This is a genomic window from Lysobacter tyrosinilyticus, from assembly GCF_054779815.1.
Genome location: NZ_BAAGXN010000003.1, coordinates 369286 through 393121, shown reverse-complemented (window position 1 = coordinate 393121; position 23836 = coordinate 369286). Strand labels below are relative to the sequence as shown.

23 protein-coding genes are annotated in these 23836 nt (G+C 63.4%); 9 read left to right on the top strand and 14 right to left on the bottom strand.

What is annotated here, in order from left to right:
• Positions 1–72 precede the first annotated feature (72 nt).
• The 6 genes from ACYVGK_RS08525 to ACYVGK_RS08500 all read left to right on the top strand — a co-directional run bounded on the left by ACYVGK_RS08525 (position 73) and on the right by ACYVGK_RS08500 (position 6067).
• Positions 73–1299: a hypothetical protein gene (locus ACYVGK_RS08525; RefSeq protein ID WP_460732934.1), complete on the top strand. Its 1227-nt coding sequence runs from the start codon at positions 73–75 to the stop codon at positions 1297–1299.
• A gap of 222 nt (positions 1300–1521) precedes the next feature.
• Positions 1522–2379 (top strand): PA4780 family RIO1-like protein kinase, encoded by an 858-nt coding sequence (locus ACYVGK_RS08520; protein WP_460732933.1) that lies wholly within the window; start codon positions 1522–1524, stop codon positions 2377–2379.
• Between the two features lie 125 nt (positions 2380–2504).
• Positions 2505–3185: a hypothetical protein gene (locus tag ACYVGK_RS08515; protein WP_460732932.1), complete on the top strand. Its 681-nt coding sequence runs from the start codon at positions 2505–2507 to the stop codon at positions 3183–3185.
• A gap of 139 nt (positions 3186–3324) precedes the next feature.
• Positions 3325–3705, top strand: coding sequence for a YajD family HNH nuclease (locus ACYVGK_RS08510; protein WP_460732931.1), 381 nt, complete (start codon positions 3325–3327; stop codon positions 3703–3705).
• Between the two features lie 130 nt (positions 3706–3835).
• On the top strand, positions 3836–5338 hold the full coding sequence (gene pdxR / locus ACYVGK_RS08505; RefSeq protein ID WP_460732930.1) for a MocR-like pyridoxine biosynthesis transcription factor PdxR: 1503 nt from the start codon (positions 3836–3838) through the stop codon (positions 5336–5338).
• A gap of 177 nt (positions 5339–5515) precedes the next feature.
• Positions 5516–6067, top strand: coding sequence for a hypothetical protein (locus tag ACYVGK_RS08500; RefSeq protein ID WP_460732929.1), 552 nt, complete (start codon positions 5516–5518; stop codon positions 6065–6067).
• 252 nt (positions 6068–6319) lie between these two features.
• Here ACYVGK_RS08500 and ACYVGK_RS08495 read toward each other — a convergent pair whose 3' ends face one another.
• Complete coding sequence (locus tag ACYVGK_RS08495; protein WP_460732928.1) at positions 6320–6940, bottom strand: FMN-binding negative transcriptional regulator; 621 nt, start codon at positions 6938–6940, stop codon at positions 6320–6322.
• A 289-nt stretch (positions 6941–7229) separates the two neighbouring features.
• Between ACYVGK_RS08495 and ACYVGK_RS08490 the strand changes: the two genes are divergently transcribed.
• Positions 7230–8411 (top strand): hypothetical protein, encoded by a 1182-nt coding sequence (locus tag ACYVGK_RS08490; protein WP_460732927.1) that lies wholly within the window; start codon positions 7230–7232, stop codon positions 8409–8411.
• A gap of 146 nt (positions 8412–8557) precedes the next feature.
• Here the strand turns inward: ACYVGK_RS08490 and ACYVGK_RS08485 are convergent, their stop codons facing one another.
• A complete protein-coding gene (locus ACYVGK_RS08485; RefSeq protein ID WP_460732926.1) occupies positions 8558–10474 on the bottom strand; it encodes a GGDEF domain-containing protein in 1917 nt (638 codons plus the stop codon).
• A 450-nt stretch (positions 10475–10924) separates the two neighbouring features.
• Between ACYVGK_RS08485 and ACYVGK_RS08480 the strand changes: the two genes are divergently transcribed.
• Positions 10925–12871: a multicopper oxidase family protein gene (locus ACYVGK_RS08480; protein ID WP_460732925.1), complete on the top strand. Its 1947-nt coding sequence runs from the start codon at positions 10925–10927 to the stop codon at positions 12869–12871.
• Between the two features lie 183 nt (positions 12872–13054).
• On the opposite strand, the gene ACYVGK_RS08475 is transcribed toward ACYVGK_RS08480, so the two are convergent.
• The 12 genes from ACYVGK_RS08475 to ACYVGK_RS08420 form a co-directional block, all read right to left on the bottom strand.
• Positions 13055–13525 (bottom strand): YaiI/YqxD family protein, encoded by a 471-nt coding sequence (locus ACYVGK_RS08475; RefSeq protein ID WP_460732924.1) that lies wholly within the window; start codon positions 13523–13525, stop codon positions 13055–13057.
• Complete coding sequence (locus ACYVGK_RS08470) at positions 13522–13680, bottom strand: hypothetical protein (RefSeq protein ID WP_460732923.1); 159 nt, start codon at positions 13678–13680, stop codon at positions 13522–13524. The genes ACYVGK_RS08475 and ACYVGK_RS08470 overlap by 4 nt, the downstream gene beginning before the upstream one ends.
• A gap of 196 nt (positions 13681–13876) precedes the next feature.
• Positions 13877–14089 (bottom strand): hypothetical protein, encoded by a 213-nt coding sequence (locus ACYVGK_RS08465; protein WP_460732922.1) that lies wholly within the window; start codon positions 14087–14089, stop codon positions 13877–13879.
• An 84-nt stretch (positions 14090–14173) separates the two neighbouring features.
• Positions 14174–14431, bottom strand: a complete 258-nt coding sequence (locus ACYVGK_RS08460) for a hypothetical protein (protein ID WP_460732921.1) — start codon at positions 14429–14431, stop codon at positions 14174–14176.
• A gap of 51 nt (positions 14432–14482) precedes the next feature.
• Positions 14483–14797, bottom strand: coding sequence for a YkgJ family cysteine cluster protein (locus ACYVGK_RS08455; protein WP_460732920.1), 315 nt, complete (start codon positions 14795–14797; stop codon positions 14483–14485).
• Positions 14794–14928, bottom strand: a complete 135-nt coding sequence (locus ACYVGK_RS08450) for a hypothetical protein (RefSeq protein WP_460732919.1) — start codon at positions 14926–14928, stop codon at positions 14794–14796. The genes ACYVGK_RS08455 and ACYVGK_RS08450 overlap by 4 nt, the downstream gene beginning before the upstream one ends.
• Positions 14929–15131: 203 nt before the next feature.
• Positions 15132–15527, bottom strand: coding sequence for a hypothetical protein (locus ACYVGK_RS08445; protein ID WP_460732918.1), 396 nt, complete (start codon positions 15525–15527; stop codon positions 15132–15134).
• 13 nt (positions 15528–15540) lie between these two features.
• Positions 15541–17172 (bottom strand): tyrosinase family protein, encoded by a 1632-nt coding sequence (locus ACYVGK_RS08440; RefSeq protein WP_460732917.1) that lies wholly within the window; start codon positions 17170–17172, stop codon positions 15541–15543.
• Positions 17173–17520: 348 nt separating this feature from the next.
• Complete coding sequence (locus tag ACYVGK_RS08435; RefSeq protein ID WP_460732916.1) at positions 17521–18069, bottom strand: hypothetical protein; 549 nt, start codon at positions 18067–18069, stop codon at positions 17521–17523.
• An 82-nt stretch (positions 18070–18151) separates the two neighbouring features.
• The gene (locus ACYVGK_RS08430; protein WP_460732915.1) at positions 18152–20647 is read right to left on the bottom strand and encodes a hypothetical protein; all 2496 of its coding nucleotides are present in this window, start codon (positions 20645–20647) and stop codon (positions 18152–18154) included.
• Positions 20648–20693: 46 nt separating this feature from the next.
• Positions 20694–21524 carry a restriction endonuclease gene (locus ACYVGK_RS08425; RefSeq protein ID WP_460732914.1) on the bottom strand — a complete coding sequence of 277 codons (831 nt, stop codon included), beginning with the start codon at positions 21522–21524 and terminating at the stop codon, positions 20694–20696.
• 175 nt (positions 21525–21699) lie between these two features.
• Positions 21700–22698: an alpha/beta fold hydrolase gene (locus ACYVGK_RS08420; RefSeq protein ID WP_460732913.1), complete on the bottom strand. Its 999-nt coding sequence runs from the start codon at positions 22696–22698 to the stop codon at positions 21700–21702.
• Between the two features lie 139 nt (positions 22699–22837).
• On the opposite strand from ACYVGK_RS08420, the gene ACYVGK_RS08415 reads away from it, so the two are divergent.
• Positions 22838–23725, top strand: a complete 888-nt coding sequence (locus ACYVGK_RS08415) for a helix-turn-helix domain-containing protein (RefSeq protein WP_460732912.1) — start codon at positions 22838–22840, stop codon at positions 23723–23725.
• Positions 23726–23836: the final 111 nt, after the last annotated feature.

Below are 23836 nucleotides of genomic sequence, written 5' to 3'. Positions count from 1 at the left end.
TGCAACAGCGACGTAGGATCGCGTGCGCGGCAATGATGGCTGCGTCTGCCAACCAAAGGAAATACGGCAACAATGAAGAAATCTTATCCGCGGTCCCTCGCGTACCTGCTGGTGCTGTCCGCGCTTTCGCTTCCGACCTTCGCCCTCACACCGGTCGGCCCATGCGATCCATGCGATCCGGTGCCTCAACCGAAGGTGTACGCCGCCGGCGTCGCCTACACCCCGAACTGGCAAGCCGTGATGTGGGTGGACGGCGTCAGGACCGACCTGCCGCCGCTGGTGAACAGCTACAACACTGGCGCCAGGGACGCCAACGCGATCGTCGTGGTCGACAACTTCGAAACCGGCGAGCCCGATGTGTACGTGGCCGGTACGGCCAACGTCACCACCAACAACGCGATGGCCGCCGAATCCTCGGCGATGGTCTGGAAGAACGGCGAGATCTTCAGTCAGATCCCCAGCATCTCCAGCACCTACGCCAACTCGTTCGCCGGGGCGTACGGCCTCGCCATCGACAACGGCAACCTCTACACCGCCGGCTTCACCGACAAGCTGGGCGTCTCCGGACCGCAAGGCAATTTTGCGGAGATGAAGCCCATTCAATGGAAGAACGGCGTGCAAACCTTGCTGCCGCTCAATCCTGGCTCCTACCGGGGCACGGCGAAGGGCATCTATGTCCGCAACGGTGTGACCTACACCGTAGGCAACCACAGCTACGACACGTCAGGAGGTCCTACCACGCCGTACGGATCGCCGGAGATCTGGGTCAATGGCGTCTCGCTGACTGCGAGCAATGGCCCGCTTGCGGAGATCAACACGGTATTCGCCACGACGTCCAACCTGTATGTCGGTGGTGCAGCCCCGATGCCAGGATCGCCTTTGCCTCTTCGAGCGACCTACGCCTACCGGTCGACGTCATGGGGCACCACGTCGGCCGCAGCGCCGCCGGCCGGGGTGATGTTCAATAGCGTGTACTTGCCCAGCAACAACAACCAGGCCACGGTGACGGGGATGTTCGTGGTCGGCACGCGGGTTTATTCCGTCGGCTGGGAACTGCGGCCCAGCGGCAAGTACGTCGCCAAGCTGTGGATCAACACCTCAGGCGTTGACCTGTCGTTGGAAAACGAAAGCGCCGTCGCCACCTCCGTGTACGTGCGCGGCTACGACGTCTACGTGGGCGGTAGCATCAACAACAACGTCAACCAGCGGCCAAAGGCCGTCATCTGGAAGAATGGCCAGATGATCGATCTCAACGGGGCCGAACTGGGCTCGCAGGTGACCTCGATCTTCGTTAAGTAATTCGTCCAGCGTCATAGCCCGGAGCGCCCGCTGCAAAGCGGGCGTTCTCTTAAGAAGCGCAGGTCAGAGTCGGCTCTTCTCGTGCCAAGCGCTCCTAGAACCAAGTCAGGTGCCTGAATCGCCCCACACCCGGCGCCTCCTAGGGGCCCTCGCACCGCGCGCGGATGCGAGAATGCCGCCCCGGTCCGCGCCGCCCGCGCCGCGACCTTTATTCAGGATTCCATGAAGACCCCCACCGCGCTGCAGGCGCTGATCGACGACGGCGTCATCGACGAGGTATTGCGGCCGCTCAAGAGCGGCAAGGAAGCGGCGGTGTACGTAGTGCGCAGCGGCGACGATGTGCGCTGTGCGAAGGTCTACAAGGACATGGCGCAGCGCAGCTTCCAGCAGCGCGTGCAGTACCAGGAAGGCCGCAAGGTGCGTGGCAGCCGCGAGGCGCGCGCCATCGGCAAGGCGACCAAGTACGGTCGCAAGCAGCAGGAAACCGCCTGGAAAAACACCGAGGTCGATGCGCTGTACCAGCTGCGCGACGCCGGCGTGCGCGTGCCCGAACCGCATGGCTATTACCACGGCGTGCTGGTGATGGAACTGGTGACGGATGCCGATGGTTTCTCGGCACCGCGGCTGGGGGAGGTCGAGCTCACCGCGGAGCAGGCGCGCGCGTTCCACGCGGTGCTGGTGCGGCAGGTGGTGTTGATGCTGTGCTGCGGCCTGATCCACGGCGATCTGTCGCAATACAACGTGCTGGTCGGGCCGGATGGCCCGGTGGTGATCGATTTTCCACAGGTGGTCAGTGCCGCCGGCAACAACGCCGCGCGCCGCATGCTGCTGCGCGACGTCAACAATCTCACGGCGAGCCTCGGACGCTGGGCGCCAGAGCTGCTCGACACCTGGTACGGCGAGGAGATGTGGGCGTTGTTCGAGGCCGGCACGCTGCAGCCCGATACCGAACTCACCGGCACGTTCGAGCACGACGAACGTCTGGCCGACATCGACAGCGTGCGCGAGGCGATCAACGAGGCCCGCGACGAAGCCCTGATCCGCCAGCAGGGACGTGAGGCGGCGGCGCTGGTCGACTGAAGTAGCGGAAAGGGGGGCAGGCAGGTTCATTTATCTGGAAAGCAACCTGACGGCGCCATATGCCTTCCATGCAGCGGCGTGACCTCGCATTGAGCAGTTAACATTCGCAGCAGTACGATTTGATCATGGGGAACGAAGTGAACCGATCTTATTTGCCGCTGGCACTGGGGTTGCTGGCTGTGACGCTCTGGGGGCAGGCCAATGCAGCCAAGCCCAAGCTCAAGACCTACAACGACTACAGTGGCGGCATTTTCTCCCGCTCCAAACCCAAGGATGGTGAGCCTGTAGGTTGTATTACCGGCACCATGGGGCGGGGCGTCAGCCGGGGTGAGCATGTGCTACTGACCCTGGCGTTTCAGCCCGCTGATTTGGCAGGGACCCGGAAGCAGATCGCGAGCAGCAATTGGACAGAGTCGCTGTGGGGGCAGGACGCTGAAATCAAGGAAAACGGCGCGGCGCGCGATGTATTCCGGCTTTGCTTGCGGCCAGGGGATTACCACCTGACCTCATTCGTAATCACGCATGGTGTATTGGTGAACTACCCGCATGACAGCTTGGCGATTCCGGTAAAAGTGGAGCAAGGCACTACCACTTACATCGGTGATTTCATGTTGATGGAAGATGGTGAGCCGCATGCTTGCTCTGGCGGTAACACTAGTATGCGTCTCATCTATCGCGATCTGTCCAGTCAGGACGTTCCGAGTGTCAGTCGATTCGTCGGGGACAATGAACCGGTCAAGGTGCAGCTGTTAGATGTGGCCGGGAATGCGCCCTACATCTTCGGTTGTCCAATCTCGGCGTCCTAAAAAGGACAATCTGAGGGCGTGCGATTGAGGGGGCGGGAAAGGATCCCCTTTGATGGATGGCCAGGGACAGGCCTTTGCTCGCCTGAGCATTCGGCGCAACAATGGCTAAGGCCAGAGCGTGCGCAGCAAAGGGACACCCGTGTCGACGCACAAGCCAACACCGGACAGCGCCAAGCTCGACCGCATCGTCGCCGAAGCTCGACGCAATGCCGAGCAGCGCGAGAAGGGTTACCGCGAACAGGCGTTGAAAATGTATCCGTGGGTCTGCGGGCGCTGTGGGCGCGAGTTCACGCGGGCGAACCTGCAGGAGTTGACGGTGCACCACCGCAACCACGATCACGACGACAACCCGGCCGATGGCAGCAACTGGGAATTGCTGTGCGTGTACTGTCACGACAACGAGCACTCGCGCTACATCGACCACACCGGCGTCAGCGCGTCGGCTGCCGAGGATGCGCCTTCGGCCGCCACTGGAACTCCGTTCGCCAATCTCAAGGCGTTGCTAAAGCGTGGGGAGTGACGGGAATAAGCTGGGGCAGCGTGCACTGTTGGAAAAGTCGTCTGACGCCCCTCACCCTGCTTCGCTGCGCGAAGCTGCCCGCAAGCGGGGCGAGGGAAGTCATAGCAATGAAGCACTGCGAGGAAGAGCCGTGGCAAATGACGTGGACGGCATAAGCAGCCTGTTCGAAATTGCCATCGACCATCCGCCCAAAGGAAGCCGTCGATCTGCGGAATCCGTCTACACGCAGTTGCGTGCCGCCATTCTTGATGGCCGCTTGGTTCCCGGGGCACAACTCCCGGTGGAGCGTCAGTCGGCGGTCCTGTTCGGTGTCTCGAGAAATACGGTTGTCCGCGCTTATGCGAGGCTGGCGATCGAGGGGCTCGTACAGTCCCGACGAGGGTCGGGAACCTATGTGGCGCAGAAGCAAAGTCGCACATCTCGCGAGCGCTCCTCGGCGCAATGTTCGCCCGATCCGCGCTTGAATGCGCTGTGGTTGCGACCCGAGCTGGTGCAGGCCCTCAACTTCTGGAACGACAGTCCGCGTACGAGGGTGCAGCGTGCGACCGCATCGTTGGATTTTCGCCCCGCGCTGGTCGATCCGCGGTTATTCCCATCCGAAGTATTTCGTCGGATGAGTGCCCAGCAACTCCGGCGAATGGAATTGAAGCCTCCCGCCTTCAAGAGTCCGCAAGGCAACCAGGGTCATTTCCCTTTGCGGACGGCCATCTCAACCCACATTGGCGTCTCGCGCGCGGTCGTGTGCGAGCCCGACGATGTGCTGGTTACCGCCGGCGCACAACAAGCCTTCGACATTCTCGCCCGTGCACTGGTAACCCCTGGGGTTACGACCGTTGCCATTGAAGATCCGGGCTACCCACCGATGCGCGCGGCATTTCTCGCGGCCGGCGCCAGGATCGTACCCGTGCCGGTCGACGCGGAAGGGCTGGTGGTCGACGCCCTGCCGGTCCCGGTGCAGGTCGTCTGCGTATGTCCCTCGCACCAGTTTCCGCTTGGCGTATCAATGTCCGGGCAGCGGCGGGCGGCATTGCTCGACTTTGCTCGCAAGCAGGGAGCGGTAATCGTCGAGGACGATTACGACGGAGAGTTCCGGTATGACGGCGCGCCGTTACAGGCACTGCAATCTGCAGCAACCGCTGATGACGTGTTCTATGTAGGCACCTTCTCCAAGTGCATGCTCCCCGCGCTGCGGCTGGGATTCGTGGTGGCTCCCCGGTGGGCCATGCCAACGCTGATCGCGACGAAGAATTGTCTCGATTGGCATTGCCCAGCTGTGACGCAAATGGCGGTTGCCCGTTTCATCACCGAGGGACATCTCGCGCAGCACGTGCGAAAGCTCCGCGCCGTATACCGGAAGCGACGGGATCTCATATGGGAGATGTTGCAGTCGGACTTCTCAGGGGTGTTGTCGCCGATGCAGTCACACTACGGGATGCACGTGGCGGCGATCGCGACTCACCCCAAGGGGTTGCAGCGCGTCACCGCGAGATTGCTGGAGTCGAACGTGCATCTGCATTCGTTCGAACGCTATTTCTTTGGTTCGCCAACGTCGGAAGGCCTCGTTTTCGGCTATGGGGCCGTTGACCTTGATGCTATCGAGAAGGGACTGAGGGTATTGAGGCGCGCGCTCTAGTTGCCGGACGCTCGATTTCCAATGGGCGGGCGCGAATCGACTTACTGACGCGTTGCCACCGAAGCATCCGGTTTCGTGTCCACCAGAGTGGACCACTTCAAATTTCTCCAATTGGCCCATCTGGGAGCTGGGGGTTCCCATAAAGTCCCGCCCAGGATTGGTTAAGCGGAGATTGCGATGAAGTGGGGACTGGTACTACGTGGAGTCATGATTGCCGGCGTTCTTGCCTGCTCGCCTTTGAATGCAAGCGCCGAGTCACCTCGTGACGGCGCACATGATTTCGACTTCGCTCTCGGGACTTGGCATACACATGCCACGCAAGTCCTCGACCCGTTCGATGGTGGGGCTCACACGGTGACCATGGACGGCACGAAGACGGCACGGCCGGTTTGGGGTGGTCGCGCCTGGCTCGAGGAAATCGAGGCCGACGGCCCCAATGGACATTGGGAGGGCGCGACGCTCTTCGTCTATAACCCCAAGGTCGGGCAGTGGAGCCAAAGCTATTTCGATAGCGACTCGGGAGAAATTGAGGCTCCGACTATCGGGAGCTTCAAGGATGGTCGCGGCGAGCTGTTTGGTACGACCGTTCACGAGGGTCGTACGGTTCTGGTACGCGGAGTTTGGTCCGACATCACGGCCAAGTCTCACCGCTATGAGATTTCCTACTCCCAGGACGGCGGTCAAACATGGGTAACCGCGTTCAAGGCTTACCTGACACGGCTCAAGTGATGGCGGTTAGATGGGATCAGAGTGCGCCCTTCTGTAAGTCGACACTGACGCCGCTTTCTAACACCGCTTTCTACGCGTCGCCCCTCACCCTGCTTCGCTGGGCGAAGCGGTCCCTCGCTCTGCTCCCAGCCCTCGCGTATAGCGCGAGGGCGTTCAGGCGTGCGCGCGCCAGTGACACGCAGGCGGCACGCCTTCACCCCGCAAGCGGGGTGAGGGAGGTATAGGGTGTAGGCGATAAGAAGGCTAGCGATATCAGCTCGATGAAGATCCGACTCGCATCATGGCTTCGAGCAAAGGCTGCTGTTCTGTGTGCTCCAGGCCCGTGAGAATTTCGGCACGATCCTCGCTACGTTCGTTCTGGCCGAGCTTGAACTTGGCGTAGGTCGTAATCACCTGCGCGCGGAAGGCGACCACAGCCGGCGCGAGCTTGGCATAGCGTTCCCCCATGTCGGCGATCGACCAGGCGTTCGGGCGACCGCGTTCCATGTGCTCGACCAATTGCGTCAGTGCGGTTTCAGTGGCCTCCGCGCTGTCGTCGAACTTGACGTCGATTTCGAGATGCGCGGTTTCGTAGTTCCACGTCGGCGCCTGCGTACGATCGGTCAGCCACGACGGTGAGATGTACCCGTGCGCACCGAGGAATGCCGCGAGTGCCCGCGGTTGCCGGCGTAGCAGGTCCGTGTGCGGATGGTTGCGCGGCATGTGGCCCAGTAGCGTCATCTCGCCGTTTGCGTCGCGCTCCAGTAGCAGAGGGAGCGGGGTTGCGAGCGGCGTGCCGTCGGCGGAACTGATCACCAAAGCGAAGGGATGCGTGGCAATCAATCGATCGATGTCCGCAGGGGAATTTGGCTTGAAGATGGGATGGGCTTTCATGCGCTCATTTGCGACGGTACGGTCAAGAATTCTCGCATGAGGATGGCGCACAACCAGTGCGCATCCGACGCCATACACCGTCTAGCTCCGGGAAGATTCATTTGTCCGCTGAGGTAATTGAACCTGGCCCCTGATCCTTCTGGTGCGACCAGATCCTCGCAATCGCGGCACAACATTCTCCAGGTTGGATTCGTAGTCTGCGCAGGCCGGATGCAATCCGGCTGTGGGGATCCGGAGGAACGGACTGAAGTCCCCGCCTATTCATGGACCGATTACAAGGAGTTTGTTGATGAATGCACTTCGCAAGAATCTGGCACTTGGTGCGTTGGCAACCGCGCTGTTGGCCACAACCCCAGCCTTCGCGGCATCGAACTACTGCGATAACGATCGCGACAGCAGGCAATACGCCTGCGACAACTGGGGCGGCTGGTCCTACCGAAGCTGGAGCGGCGACTGGAATGGGGACGATCGCCGAGTCAACAGTGGAATCTATGGCTACGGATGGGTCTTCAAAACCGCGCAGTACTACGCGTTCCATGTGTGGCTCAACAATCCGTACTTCACGGATACGTCTGCGACGTATGGTTATTACAACGATGCCCATTGGGAGCTTCTCGCCGCAATCAATCAGAATGCGGCCCCAAGCGGATGGACGTCCCTCGGGTCCGGCTACTCGGATCAACTCGCCGTTTGGCACAACAACAGCACTACCGGTGCCGACATGGTGCGGGGCGACTACAGTTATGGGCTAACTGCGAAGACGACCAAGCTCGAGCAGCCGGTTCGCGATCGCAAGCTCGCGGCAATTCAGCACAAGATGCTGAACGCCGTCGACAACTTCCAGGACGCAAGCGGATCGTTCCACATCTCCTTCGCCAATAACGGCCAAAGCGACGATGTTGACTTTGAGATGTCCACGAAGAACGCAAGCAGCTTCGTCAGGATCGGCCGCGGTAACGGTGAGGTCGTCGAGCATGCGGCCAACGGGCGGTCCACCATCAAGCTGCATCCGCAGCACCTGACCTATGAGTTGGGCAGGGTCGCGAGGCCAGCCGCCGTTGAAGGGCCGCGTGCCTACCGCAATGAGAAGGGTGAGGCAGTGTTCGTGTATCGCCAGGACCCCACCTGGGCCATTGGCGCCAACGAGATCACGCTGCCGCAGAGCTATGCGTTCTGGCTGATCGGCTCTGACAGCAAGATCGTTGGTCAGGAGAATCTACTCGGTCGACCGACGACCGTAATCCAGGGACACCACGACGCGTATCTGGCTGACAAGCTGGGAGCCAGCACCTTCAAGATGTGGGTCGACGACGCGACGGGCGTACTGCTGAAGCTCGTGGGAACCGACAAGCTCAACCGGACCGTATACTTCATCGATGTAAAGGCCATCGAGTTCAATACTGGTAGAGATCTGCGGCCACAGATCAAAGCACCGACTGGCTGGAAGAACCTTCGGGCTGGTGAGAACTAGCAGCCAGGCAACATTGGCGAAAGGGTTCTTCGAAACTGGTTCCATAGACTGTCATTGAACCAAGCACGGCAAAACGGAAAGCCCCAGCCGAAAGGCGGGGGCTTTCTGTTTCTACGAAGAAGGGCAATAAAAGGGGACGGAGGTAATTAAGCGGGACTAATTACCCTTGTCCCCTTTCGTTCGCGCGTCGGCTGCAACGTCTGCAACTCCACATCACCTTGTCGCTGCCAGTCCTCGAGCTGGGCAACGTCGATCGGGCGACTGCCGATCAGGTTACGGGCGCCCACATCGGTAAGGTGCACTTGCGTCACCTGATCGCGGCCGGCGCGTTTTGCAACGTACAGCGCGGCGTCGGCCCAGCGGATCGCGTCCGACAGCGGTGCGGACCATCCCGGCGCCTGCGGATGGCGGACGAGTCCGCCTGACAGCGTTACCGGAATCGATTGGCCATGCCAGGGCATCGGCACACGCGCCGAGTCCAGCAGGGCGTGCACGTCACGCATCAGCGTGGCCTGGTCGCGCGCGGCCAACACGACCAGGAACTCCTCACCGCCCCAGCGGTAGATCTCGTCGCCCTTGCCCAGGGCAAGGCGCATCTGGCTAACCAGTACCTTGAGGACGGCGTCGCCGCCGTCGTGGCCGTGCCGGTCATTGATCGCCTTGAAGTTGTCCACGTCCAGAAGCAGAACGGCGCTGTCCGCGCCATCTGCGGCGGATGCCACAGGCACGGTTGCGTTGCGATGCTGGAACTCATAACGACTGTAGGCGCCGGTCAGCGGGTCGTGGCGGGCCATATGCGACAGTCGGTCGCGCTCGCGACGCGTGCGATGGCGGCTCAGGTAGAGCAGGGCGGCAACGCTGATCGCCAGTAGCGCCAGCGTGGCCGTCAGCAGCATCAGCAGGCGTTCGGAACGAATGCGCGCGCGTTCCAGGCGCACTTCGTTGTCGAGGGCGCGAATGCGCTGCTCGCGTGCTTCGGCGCGGTGTCTCGCTTCCTGCTCGGCGATGGCTCGGGTTTGTCCGCTTTGGAACAGGTGCGACCACAATGCCTCGCGACGTTGCATCGCCTCGACCGCTTCGGGCCAGGCACGTTGCGCACGCAGGGTCTGGATCTCGCGCTGTTGGCCGTCCAACACGTCGATCACCTGGCCCAGGCGTTCGAACTCCGCGGTGGCTTCGCGCATGCCCCGTAGTCCGCCGGCAACGTTGCCGCTTGCGATCTGTGCCTGCCCGAGCAGCAAGCGTGAACGGGTCTGGTAGTAGTGGCTGTCGAACTGAACGGCGAGCGCCTGCAGGCGCTTGATGGTCTGCACGGCCCGCGCCGGCGGGCCTGCCGCCAGTTGCAGAGTGGCGCGTGCCTGCGCCAGTCGCATCGTGTTGAAGCCTGGTTTGCCGCCCGCATCGATCCGTTCGGCCTCTTCGATCGCGCGCGTCGCTTCCGCGAGCTGCCCCAGCTGGGTGAGTGCGAGCGTACGTGCGGAGAGCGGCGAAACGCGGTTGTCAGCAGGCATGTCCGCGGTGCTGGACAGCGCCTGATCGGCATAGCGCAACGCCTCCTTCGGCAGCTCCATGGCGTTGTACAACTCGGAGATGGTGGCAAGGCGGTGCAGGCGCGCCGGCTCCGCACCGCTGGGCAGGCGGTCGGCCCAGCGCAATGCGTCCAGCTGGTGTTGGAGGGCAAGGCCGAAGTTGCCGGCATCGAAATACAGGTTGCCGTAGACGCGTGCCAGGGCTTCCTGCAATTCGGCCGAGGCCTGTGGCCGGATGCGGGCGCGCACTGCATTGAGTGCAGTCAGGCTCTGGCCGATGGCGGCATCTTCGTGGGTGGCGAAGATGTGCTCCACCTCCATGAGATGCGCGAGATCCGGATCATCGTTGGCTGCGGCCAGGCGACGCAGCGATTCCATCGCCGCCAGGGTCTGCGCCTGGGTGCCGTCGCGTTTGAACTGATCGATCTGCGCACGCAGGCGCTCGCGTTCGGCCGGGTAGGTGGCTTGGGTTTCTGGCGCAGCCACTGCCTGCGCCGCCGCCAGCGGAGCGGCGTGGATAGTCCCGGGTCGCATCGCCAGCACAATGGCGAACGAAATGGCAATCCAGAACGCGGCGATGGACGCGGCCCAACCGGTGGATGGAGTGCGAGCGGATCGGGATCGCCCGTAGCCTGTTACAGACACGCCGTGTTCGTGCATTGCTTGCATCCACTAGGTCTGCACATACCCAAGCCAGGTCGCCGGTGAGGCATTGGGCTTGGGACACATCGGGGGATGTCAGGAGTATAGGGCGTAAGGGGGCGGGGCACTCAAAGCGAACCTAGCGGCCTCTGCGCGACAGCTCTCGATCAGAGGCGGGCAAGGCTCTACTTCAACTCTTTGTCGCAGTCCGGACAAAGGCCAGCTGCTTGACGCCACCACGACTCCTGTCCCAGCATCGGCGCCGGGGTAAGGAGTTGCACTTCCAGTTCGTGCCGCAATGGCACGCCAATAGTGGTGTCTGGAATTCCAAGGAGGGGTTGAATGCACGCACGTCAGTCGGCCGTGTTGGCCGCTTTGTTTGTCCTGTCTATCGCACCTGTCAACGCGCAGGAAGCCGCGGGTGCCGTCCGCGTCGTAACCGATCCGGTACTGGCGAAAATCCGGCGCGAAAGCGATGAGGCCGTTCAAACGCTGCGTCTCACGGAAACGGGCAAGCAGAAGGCCCGTGCAAACGATGAGGCCAGCCTCGATCTGCAGATCGGTTACACCGATTCGCAGATCTACAACCCGACTAGCAAGCGCTACGATCAGGTGCGGCTGCGTTCCTACAGCAGTCCCGGCACCCAGCCCAAGGTTCCCTTCGTTGCGCCGACCATTTCCGCTTCTCCGGGCGAAACCGTGCGGATTGGGCTCGACAATCGACTGCCCAAACAATCCGGTTGCACGCCGCCCAACATCAATACGCCGCACTGCTTCAATTCGACCAATCTGCATGCGCATGGGTTGTGGGTGAGTCCGGCGGGCAACAGCGACAACGTCCTGCTGACCATCCGTCCGGGCGTCAAGTTCGAATACGAGTACAACATTCCCGCCGATCATCCGGCCGGCACGTTCTGGTATCACCCGCATCTGCATGGCTCCACCGCGTTGCAGGTGTCCAGCGGCATGGCTGGGGCGCTGGTGATTCATGGCGATCGGCTGCCTGGCGCCGCAATCAATGGCGATGTCGACACGCTGCTGCGCGATCTGACTGGCAAGCCGCTGCAGGAACGTGTCGTGCTGTTCCAGCAGGTGCAATACGCCTGCCGCGATGCCAATGGCAACATCAAGGTAGACAAGGATGCGAAGGGCAAGGTGATCGCTTGGGTCTGTGATCCTGGCGATGTGGGCGGCATCGAGGGCTACGATCAGTTCGGTCCCAGCACCTGGGGTCAGTCGGGTCGTCATACCAGCATCAACGGCGAGATCCTGCCGGTGTTCAAGGGCGCCCGTCCCGGCCTGATGGAGCGCTGGCGCCTGATCCATGCCGGCGTGCGCAATACCATCAGCCTGCAGTTCCGTCAGCTGCGCGCCGGCGTGACCGCGGTGCCGCAGTTGAGTGCGGACACGCAGCAGGGCTGGATCGACAAGAACTGCACCGGTCCGGTGCTGCCGCAGTTCGAGATCGCGGCCGACGGACTCACCCATTCGAAGATGATCGTCAAGACGCAGAACATCCTGCAGCCTGGTTATCGCAGTGATGTGCTGATGGCGTTTCCTGCCCCGGGGCATTACTGCGTCATCGATGCCGCCGCTCCGGCAAGCGGTAGCGTCAGTAATGCGGCCGAGGACCGTCAGTTGCTCGGTCTGGCCGAAGTGGGTGCGGGTCCGACCATCCCGGTCGCAAGTCTGCCCAAGCTCGTAGCCGACAACCTCGTCGCCGCCGCGAACTACTTCATGCCCGTGGCTGCGAAACCCCGCGTAGTCGATGGTCTGCGCAATGGTCTGGGTCTGGAGGCCTTCGTTCCGCATCCGACCATCACCGACAACGAAGTCACCGGCAAGCAAGACGTCACCTTCAACATCGATATCAGCAAGAGCCCCGCTGTGTTCATGGTGAATGGCAAGCCCTACGATCCGCATGCCGCCCGCGATCTGATGCTCGGCGGTGTCGACGAGTGGAACATCACGTCATCGTTCGCGAATCATCCTTTCCACATTCATGTGAATCCCTACCAGATCGTGCAGATCCTCAATCCGCAGGGCGTGGATGTGAGCGTCACCGGAGAAAAGGACGATCCGGAGTACGCCAATCTCAAGGGTACCTGGCATGACACCCTGTTCGTGAAGGAGGGCTACCACTTGGTGGTGCGCACCCGCTATGAGCGCTATATCGGCGAGTACGTCCTGCACTGCCATATCCTCGATCACGAGGATCAGGGAATGATGCAGAACGTGCGCGTGTTGCTGCCCGATGGCGATGGCGGGATGGCGCAGGGGCATCATTAGTCTTTGCGTGCCAGCAAAGCAGCGAAGCAAAGGCAAAGGCGTCCCTCATCCGCCCTTCCCTCCGCGGGCTATCGCCCGCTCCGACCTTCTCCCCGCAAGCGGGGAGAAGGGTAAACATGAAGAACCCCGCAAAAGGCGGGGTTTTCGTTTGACGGCAGCGCAGCTGGTCGACCAGGTCCCGTGTTAGCGCTGGCTCAACCACCGATCGAGTTCATTCGCAAACGCCTGTCGATCGCGTGCGTGGAACGCGGGCGGGCCGCCTGTCTGGACGCCGGCGCCTCGCAATTCCTCCATGAAATTGCGCATCGATAACCGCTCGGCCATGTTGTCGGTTGTGTATCGCTCACCGCGCGGGTTCAGGGCAATGCCGCCTTTCTCGAGAACGCGAGCCGCAAGCGGAATATCCTGAGTGACAACCAGATCGCAAGGCTGCACGCGTTCGACGATCTCGCTGTCCGCGACGTCGAATCCGCCTTGTACCTGCAGGGCGCGGATGTACTGCGATGGCGGAACCCGCAGCCATTGATTGGCCACCAGGGTGACCTGCACCTTCGCGCGCTCTGCGGCGCGGAAGAGGATTTCCTTGATCACGCCGGGGCAGGCGTCGCCGTCCACCCATATCTGTGTGGTTGGCGCTGGAGCAGGGTCTGTCATCGCCTGGTCGTTGGCGGAGCGGGCTCGGCGTCGGCGTCGGCGTCGGCCTTGGTAGCGTCGCGCGCCTTTTGCTTCTTGGCTTGCTTCTCGTCCTGCTGCTTCTTTTTGGCGAGTTCGCGCTGACGCTTTTCGAACGAGTAGTTGGGCTTGGCCAAGGTGATTTTCTCGAAAGGGAGGGGCAGTTTAGGCCATGCGCGTGGACAGCAGGTGCCAACCCTGCGCAACAGCGGGAAAACCCCGGGTCCGAGTGAGTCCGGAAACACGGTTCAGAGTGCACTGAACCGGAGGCAATAACGACCGCCATCCCCATTTTTGAGGATGTCGGCTATGCCATCAGCCGTCCTGCCCGGGTTACCTCGAACCGCGTCGCGCCGGTGCCGGCGGTGGCGCGCCGGGGACGTCGTCGTCGATCTTCTTCAGCACGCGCGTGTTGCCGAGCACTTCGATGTGGCCGCCAGCGGACTGGAAGGCTTGAAGGTGATCGACGATCGTCTCGCTGGTGATCGGACGGTTGTCGGCTTCCTTGCGCTTGAATATCCGGTCGGTGTTGGGTGGGCGTGCCATGGGCAGGTACCTCGGTAGTCGTGAACGGGATCGCACGGGCGGCGATGTGCGTGATGGCTTTCAGCGGACGTGTGCGACTGACTCCTACTGCGCATGCAGCGGGATCAGCGACGCATGCAGCTTGCAGTCGTCGAGCAGCTGACGTAGCCGTTGCTCGACCAGGGGCAGGTTCTGCAACTGCTGCGAGGCGTAAAGCGAATACGTCGGCCGGGTGCCCGGCGTGCGGCCCACGCTCACGTTCGGCGTCTGGCAGGCGTTGGCCCACAAGGCGTGCAATTGCGCCGGGCCGATGCTTTGGCTTGGGCTCAAAGTGAAGCGGAAGATCGCGATCTGGTGCTTCATGGAGTCCTCTGTTGTGGATGCGTAGCGGATTGGGCGCGACCGTTGTCTATGTCAGTACAGGACAAGCGGAATGCCCCGTGCGCGGCGATCGCTGTAATCCGCGCGCACGTCCAGACAGTAAGGACCGCCCATGACGAAGCGCCGGCACACGGTGGGTCGGTCTTCATAGATCGAGCAGCACATCCGCGCGCCATCCAGCGCGACGCACCAGCCTTCCTCGTCGCGCGCCATCACCGGTAAACCCGCGGCCGTATGCGTGGTCAGGTGCTCGGGCACGTTGTCTTCCGGCATCAGCACGACGGTGAGGCGGCAACACACGGCATCGCAGGATCCGCAGTGCGCGATATCCGCGGCGACGGCACTCACGTACGCACCGCCTGCGCGTCATCGCGGCGATGACGACGCAGGAGGGCGTCCAGCGAGCAACGCAGGGACGCGCGCAGGCGCTGTCCGCCTACGGACATGGTGGATAGCTTGAGGGTTGAATAGCCTGGCATGGCGCTCCCCAGGGCGACACCCGTGAAGGGTGGTAACGCGTGGAAGGAAGCGAAACCGGCGACGACAGTCGGAGGGGCGCGCGAATAGAACGATGGGACGGGAGTCAGCCTACACGAACGGCGCCGACAGGGGTGAACGGGCGCTGGTCCCGTAGCGGGGAGCCTGAACCTGGGCTGCGGCGGCTCCACAGCCAAAGCGGTCGTCAGTGCTCCAACACCACGGCCCGCACGCTATGGACCTCATTGCCCCGCGCCCCTCGTACGGGCGCACCCGCGCGTTCGACCAGGATGCGGAGTGACAGCTGGTCGCGAAGCGGGCGGGCGGCCGCGATATCCGGTGGCACGGGGACCACATAGGTGCCGGCGGCATGGCCGGGGCGAATGCCATATGGCGAAGCCGTGCCGATCAGGCGGCCCTCCGGGGTGCGCAGGACGATTTCCTCGCCCGCGCCCAGAACGCCCAGTTCGACCTCGAGAAGAATGCGCTCCCCCGCCGCGGGCGGGCGGGGGAGCGTGACAACGACGACGTCGCCGGCCTGCGTCGCATGCGCACATGCGAGCAGCAGCATGCAGACAAATACGATGATGAGGCGGCGCACGTCGTAGCTCCTGTCAGCGGATCGGCACGATCTTCACGGCCTGGACCTTGGGCGCTTCCCTGGCACCGCCGCTCGAGGGCAGCAGGCGCAGGTCCAGCCCGGTGCCGCCCGACGCCAGTTGCGCGAAGGCCGGCAGGCGGCGCGGCAGCGGCAGGGTGAAGGTCGTGGTGTGCGACATGTCCATTCCGGGCATGCCGGGGCCGAAGAAGGCGATAGTGCCGACGTAGTAGGGGCTGTCCGGCGTCACGCGCGTGACGCTGTCGGGCGCGTTGGCTACCACGTCGAATTCGCGCGTTACCGCGAGGCCATCGGGGCGTTCGATAGTGATCTCGGCGATCAGCACGGCGGCGTCCTTGGCCGTGCGATGACGTTCGGCCAGGTCCTTGGGTACGGCGACCATCGCGCTGTCTTCGTCGACGGTGGCCATCAACGCCGCTTGCCTACGCAGGGCGGGCTTTGGCCGGTAATCGCTGCCAAAGCCGGGTGCGTAGTCGTAATCGAAAGCAGTTGTGCTGAAGACCGCTCCGGCCGTGGTCGGGCCGACCGGCTGGCCGTTGGCCGCTATGTAGAACAGGAACGGCTCGTCCATGTACTTCTGTGCGTCCTGCTCTGGACCGATTGGCAGCCCCAGTGCCTGCTGCTTGCGCGTCCACACGTCCCAAAGACGGTCCATGTTGGAGTGGTGCAGGTAGAAGATCGGATCGACCGGCGACAGGAAGTTGGTCATGTTGCCGTACGGGCCCGGGTCGATCGCACCGACGCCGCCGATGCAGTTGTGCACCTTGTTGTGCGGCTGACCTTCGAGCACACAGAACTGGGTGCTGCCATTGGGTTGCACCACGTGCGAGGCGGTCTTGGAACTAGTGAAGCTCAGACTCACGGTGTCGTCGTAGAAGTGGACCGGAGCCAGGCCGCTGAGGATGGTGTTGGGATCGACCGCGATGCTGGTCTTGGCATCGAGCTTTGCATTGTCGCGCGAGAGGTAACGTGCGCCGCAGGTGATGGCATAGGCCATGTTGCCGGACACGCCGGCGTCCTGCTTGGGGTTGTAGCCGGTGACGTCGTTCCAGAACAGGTCGAAGGTGCTGTAGCCGCGCGCGTCGAGCTGGGCGCGCTGTGCGGAGGACAACGTGTCCCAGTACGCCTTCATCGCCGGCTGCGTGAAGTCGGTGAAGACGTTGAGGTTGCGCGTGTACGGCGCGTAAGCGCCATCGGTGGGCGTGAGCACGCCGTCGAACATCTGCGCGGGGATCTGCGGCTGGCGCGTCCAGTCCCAATAGGGCATGGCGAAGTTGTTGTCACCGCTCAGCGTGCGGATGGTCTGTTCGAAATAGCCGACATAGCCGCGATGCCAGGGATAGAACCACCAATTGCCGTGCGGACAGTCGAGGAAGTGCGTGAACGCATTGCGGAACCAGTTGCGCGGGTCGCTGACGGGCAGGGCGAGCATGGCCTGCACCCCGCGCGCATAGCTGACGAGCATGCGCTGGCCCTCGGGGCTGGCGACATCGTAGCGGCGCCAGCGGGCAGCGGCGGTGGGCGAGGTGGCGTCGCCAGCGAGTGCGCGTCCGGCGCGGGTGGCGAGCATCGCACCGCCCGTCGTGACGGCGGCGGTGGTAAGGAAGTTACGGCGTGTGAAGCGCATCCTTGGAATCTCCTTGTGCGACAACATCCTGATCGAAGGGCGCGACGATGCGACGGAGCCGAGTCGGTCGTGTCGTCGCGGGCACTTGCCCGGCGTGGATGTGGGGCGTCCTTGCCAGCGTGGTCGAGTATAGAGGGCAACGTCCTTTGGCCGTTGGCCGCAAATGGACTTGCGCGCGGTGCGGCGGGTTGGCTTTCAACGGCGAAGCCGGTCAACCCGCCCTACGAGTGGGTCATGAGGTTGTAGGGCGGGTCTTGACCCGCCTGCGCAATGACGTAGCGCCGAATGGATCTTCGACCTCCGCCACATCTGGCATCACGTCTGGAAACGAGGACGCGCATTCGATTATCACGCCACATCCAGCGTGAAGTAGCCGTGCTCCAGTTCGCTGCCATCCACGATGGCCGTGACGACGGCCGAAGGATTGTCGGTGATGGCGGTTGCGGTCGTTATCCCGTTGATGACCGCATGGATGGCGAAGGTTTCGCCGATGTCCACGACGCGTACGTTGAATGGGTCGTCGACCACGATGCTTTGAACCTGGCGGCCATCCTTGCTGATGGTGAAGGTCACCGGATAGCGCCAGGTGGTCTGGAATTGCAGCTGTCTGGAGTTGGAGCTGGGGTGCTCGGTCACCTCGAACGCATACGTGCCCTGGGCGTATTCCTGCACCACCTGCGCCAGGAATCCGGCGGCGCCGTCTGCTTGCAGTGGTGCCGACACATAAGTTTGGCCATCGATCACGGTGGTCGCGATGATCTCGTAGCGGGGTGCGGTCGGAAGCTGCATCGAACTGCCAGGTTCCAAGCCCGGAATGCGAGCGAGAATCTGCTGTCCCTGGTGGACGACAAATTGCGCGGCGTAGGTGGTCTGGTTACGTAGTGTCATGTGGCTCAAGGCGTGGCTCCATGCATGCTGAATAGTGCGTTGAGGTGCGATCTGGTGAGTAGGCCGTGGATGTATCCGTTGGTGGCACCCCTCACACCACCCGATCCGGATCCTTGATGTACATCCCCGAGAACTCCAACCGGATCCCGGTGATATCTGCCTTCAGTCTGGTCAGGTCAACGGTAGTGGCGTCGCCAGACGACGCCTTCGGCGTCGATAGGATCCAGTCGGCATACAGCGTCGGCTCGGAGTACGACGTGCGGAAGTCCTCGGCGATGGCCGCGCGCACGCGCACGGCGCCGCCCGGCTCATCAGCCGGCGTGCCCGCCAGGTCGTAGCGGAACGTCAGGTCCAATGGCGTGCCGTGGAAATGGAATGCCTTCGTCTCGTTGTTCACGAGCCGCTGGTCGTCGTAGGCGCCGCCGGTGCGGATGGTGAACTCGATCATGCCCTGCGTCGGGCGCTTGCCCGGGGCCCATTCCACCCAGACGTAAATTTCCCTGACGCGCACACGGCTGGTGCGGCCCCACGCGGACAGTGGGCTGTTAGTCGGCGACAGGCGCACGCTCCCGTGCTGGCCATCGAGCAGGGCGGCGCGCACGGTGGCGGGCAAAGCGAACTTCTCGCGCTGATAGTCCTGCGGCTGCGGCTTGAAGCTCTCCAGCGCGCGCGCCTGCATCTTCTTGAGATCGGCGATGGCTGCCAGGTCGCCGGCCAGTTCGGCGATACCGCGGTAGTTGTCGCGTTGCGTGACGGTGTCGGTGAGTGCCCAGTAACGGTAAGCGGCATCGAACTGGCCCAACGCGACCAGCAGCGAGCGCTGCAGCGCGCGGTAGTTGCCCCACAGCACGGCCATAGCCTGGCCGGAGAGCATCTGCTCCTTCTGCAGCGATTCGATCTCGCGTGCGATGGCGTCGTACTGGCGCTTGGCGATGTCCTTCTGCAGCGCAGTCCGCGCCATCTCCTGGATCAGCGGCGGCAGCGCCACTTGCGCGGTGGTCAGCGCGCGGCCGTAGATCACCAGGATCTTCAGCTCCTTGAGATATTCCTGGGCGCCCCCGATGCCTTCCTTGATCGCCGGGGCCAGTTGGGTTTTCACCTCCACCCACAACTGGTCCCAGTAGGCGCCGGCCGACGGCGCGCCCTTGGCGTCGTCCGACAGCGAGTCGCGGGTAATCGCCGCCAGCGCATCGGCGAAGCTCTTCGCGTCGGCGATTCTGTCCACCGCGGCGACGATCTCCAGGCACATGCGCACGATCTTCTCGATGACCTCGCCGACCTTCGCCAGCTGGCTCATGATCTGCGCGAGCTTGGCGGCGGTGCTGGCCACATCGGCCGCGGCCTTGGCTGCGCTGGTAGCGCCGCTGGCGTTGCCTGCGAACATCGAGGCAACGCCGGAGACGAACGAGAACACGGCGCCGACGATCGCCAATGTCGCTTCGCGCTCCTTGGCTTCCTTCCACGCGGCCATACTGTCTTTGAAGACCTTCTCGGCGCGCTGCACGCGATCGCTCTGCGGTGCGATGGCGTCCTGCGCGCGCTTCACGTTGGCCGTGGCGAGGCGGAAGTTCTCGGCCAGCTGTTCGCCGACCAGTTTCTGGAACGCGCCGGCGTCCTCTTTCTCGCCCAGCACGAGTTTGGCTGCGCGCTTGCGCGCGTCCAGGTCATAAGCGCGATCGGTCAGGCGAATGAACATGCCGGCGTACGCGGTCAGCGCGGGCACGTGGTCCTTGGCCAGTTCGCCATAGAACGAAGCGCTCAGGTACGGCACCTGATCCGGATCCATCCGTACCGGTCGCAGTAGTTCCTGCGCGTTGCGGCAGCCCAGCGCCACCGGCTGCCAGGCGGGCAGGCCCGGGGACAGGGCAAGCAGTTCTTCGAGGCGCGCCAGCAGCTCTACCGCCAGCGTGCCCTTGCCGTCGGCGGCCAGCGACTGTGCGGCGAACAGCATGCGTTCGAGCATCGGCGCGCAGGCGGGCAGCGGCAGCTGTGCGAGATCCATGGCCGAGATCGTGAAAGGCAGCGGCTTGCTCTCGTCGATCGGGTAGGTGGTTACGTAGGCCCACTTCGGCGTGCGCGGATCGGGTAGATCGGTCGTGCCACGGAGTTGGCGCTCGCCCTTTTGCGGATCCTGCCACTTCATCCAGCGCGTCAGTTTCGGCACGCAGGTGGCCGGGCTGACGGCGCGCACGTAGAAGCCGAAGCGGAACTCGACTTCCCAGCCGCGCTTTTCGAGCAGCAGCTGGGTGTTCGCCTCCAGGCGCCGCGCCATCACCACGATGCGTTGGAAGACGCGGCACAGAATCGGCGCGTCGGTGACGTGCTTGGCCGTCAGCGTGTCGACGAAGATCAACAGGTTGTCCTGCACGCCGCGCCCGCCCTCGGCGAGAGCGCCGATGTCGTAGGCGCGGTTGATCGCCTCCTCCAGGTCCACCGTCATGCCGGTCAGCACCCACCAGTTGCCCGAGCGCACTACGCGGTTGAGCGGCGCGGCACCGTAGGGACTGTCGATGATCGCGTCCCAGTCGGGATCGGGGGCGGTGGAGACCTGACGGACCGGCGCGGAATCGGAAACGATCGTATCCATGGGTAATGCTCCTGGGGAAATCGCGAAAGAAGAAAGAGTCTGGTTGCTATTGCGCTTGAATGGCGCGAGTACCTTTGCATCTCGGGTATGCGCCACATCCCCAGAACGATTCGCCGGTGCGGCGGTTGCTGCGATGGACCATATGGCCGCCGCAACTAGGGCATGTGAGTGCAGTGAGTGTTTGCGCCACTTCGAACGGGGGCTCGATGCGAGCGGGCGCGGGATTATTCGCCGTCGATTGAACGTGCCGAACGATCTCCAGCAGTCGTTCGCCGCCGATCAGTTCAATGGCCTTGTCTTGCGCGAACGCCATCGCATCGCGCGTGAAGTCGCCGATGCAAACGATCTTGACGGCGTCCGCCCGATGGTGATGGAGCAGCCCCCACATCTCCCGCACCACCGACACGCTGATTCGCTCGCGGCGCCATTGCTTGCATTGCACAAGCTCCGTGCGACCGGCCTTGCGCAGGATCAGGTCCACGCCGCCGTCCGCGCCGCCGAGGCCGGTTTCCTCGATCGAATAACCCTGGCGACGAAACGCTTCGCCCACCAGCATTTCGAACTCGCGCCAGCTCATGGCGCGCAGACTGTCGAGGCCGATTTGTGTGGCGAGCAGTTGTTTGCGCTTGCGGCTGGCAAAGTAGGAGAGCAGGGCGCACAGCCAGCAGATCGCCAGCGCCATCCAGGCGAGCGGGGCGAACATGTCGCTCGACAACAGCTGGCGCCCCATCTCCTGGGTGATGGGCGATCCGCTGGCCGCGAAGTGCCAGCCCAAGCCGTAGCGGATGGCTACGAAGGCAAGGATTCCGAAGACGATGCCGATCGGCCACGGCAGCGACGCGATCAGCTCCATTCCATTCTGCCTGCGACGGCCCATGTCGCTCCCCCTTTCCGTCGGGCGACGATACTCCTTCGCGTCTTGTCGGAAAAATCCTGGGCGAATCAAATGGGGACGGCCGCAATTAGCAAGGCTAATCGCAGCCGTCCCCTTCTTCTGAAGCAACAACCCGCTACGGTTCTCCGCGCTTCGGTGGATCCGCAGACCTCAATCCTCAGCCGACACCCCACAATCGTCGCGCTTCCTCGGCGATGACCTCCGGGAATTCCTCCTGGAAGAACAGCTTCGCCCCCGCGACAGGACGGATGCCGCGCGAATTCGGGAAGAGGCGGTCGAGGTATTGCGCATCCGCCAGCGGGAAGATCGCGTCGCTGTCGCCCCACACCATGCGCACGGGGGCGGTGCAACGCTTCAGCCGGGCTTCGACGCCGGCCAGCGGATTGGGGGCGAGGGCGACGTGGTAGGCCTCGTATTGCTGACGGCGCAGGGGCGAGCTCACCAGCGGCTGGATGTAGTAGTCGATGATGTCGTCGGTGAATCCGCTGGGATCGCGATAGACGCCTGCGCCGAAAGTCGAACGCGCCAGCGCCCGGTCGGTCAGCCACTTCGCCGTCATGTCCGCGAGCGTGCCGTTACGCGCCATCTCGATGATCGGCAGGATGCTGGACGGCGGGCTGTGGGGTTCCACATCGCAATTGGTCAGCAGTAGCGAACGCACGCGGTGCGGGTAACGCACGGCAAACAGTTGCGCCACCGCGCCACCGCTGTCGCTGGCGACGATGTCGACCTGCGCGACGTGCAGCTGATCCAGCAGCGCGGCGAGCATGGCGGTTTGAGCATCGGCCTGCAGCGACTGGCCCGCGGGAACCTCCGAGTAGCCCAGGCCCATGAAATCGGGCGCGATGCAGCGCCGATGCGGCGACAGACGTTCGATCGCGCCGCGCCATTGGAAGCTGTTCAACGGCGCGCCGTGCAGGAACAGCGCCGCATCGCCCGCGCCGCGCTCGATGTAGGCGATCCGGCCGCAAGGAAGATCGGCGTAGTGCCGCGTCGCGCGGTATGCGGCGGCATCAAGCCGTCCACCTTGCGTTGCCGATGCAGGACCAGCACCCGGGACGCTGTCGCGGAACCCTCCCATTCGCGAACTGCAGGCCGCGGCGGCACCGGCGGCCAGGGAAGCGACAGCGAACTGCACGAATTGCCTGCGTCTCATCTTGTTCTCCGTAGGGGTGTGGATGCAGGCATCGTGCCGGCCGGTGCGCAGGGCCCGCGCGCACGAACAGCCGCCCACGAGCACGGACGGATGATTTTTGGCACATGTCCCCGGGCCACCACGCAGGGAACGATGCGCCATGGCTCATAGACCTGCGTGCTATTCCGAACCGCCGCGAGCGGCCGTGACAGGCGGCGGTGGTAGTGGCCTGGCGTCGCTCGACGTACTGACTTCGCCGGTGCCGCAAGGCGTGTTCCAGTCGCCCGTGGACACGCGGCATGTGCTGTGCCTGCATCTGGGCGAACCGGTGCCGGTGTCGTACCGCTGGGGCCATCACGAACGCCAGGGCGTGCGCCTTCACGGGCAGTTCTGCATCGTGCCCGCAGGTGCTAGCACGCGCTGGACCGTGTCGGGACCGGCCACGTCGCTATTGCTGCGGTTGGCAGCCGACACGCTGCGCGAAGCCGCTGACGCCATGGGCCTGGCCTCGCGTGGCGCGGAGTTGGCGCCCGCGATCCATATCCGCGATCCACAGATCGAACGCATCGGCTGGATGATGCAGGCCGAAGACCATGACGCGTATCCCGGTGGGCGCGTGTTCGCCGACAGCCTCGCGTCCGCGCTCGCCGCACGCCTACTCGCGCTGGAGACCCGCAAACCGGTTCCGGATTCCAAGCAACAGGCACGTGCGCTGCCGGCGTGGCGTCTGCGCCACGTACTGGATTACATCGAAGCCCACCTCGACCAGGACCTGACGCTCGCCGAACTGGCAGCCGTGGCGGGATTCAGCGTGTCGCACTTCAAGCCGCTGTTCAAACAAGCCGTCGGCAAGCCTGTGCATCGCTTCGTACTCGAGCGTCGTGTCGAGCGCGCACGATTGCGGCTGATCCAGGGACGCATGAGCCGGACGCAAATCGCACTGGAAGCCGGCTTCTCGCATCCGAGTCATATGGCACGCTGGGTGCGGCGCGTGACCGGGGCGAAGCTTTCGGAGATTGAGGAAAAGTCGACCATCTGTGGCACCTAGCGTAGTGACGTCTCCAACGTCGCGGGGCGCACCGTAGCGACTCCATTTGTGTCGCTACGCAACAGTACATGTGACGGTGATCGCGGTTTCGATCGCCCCTCTGAACGGTTC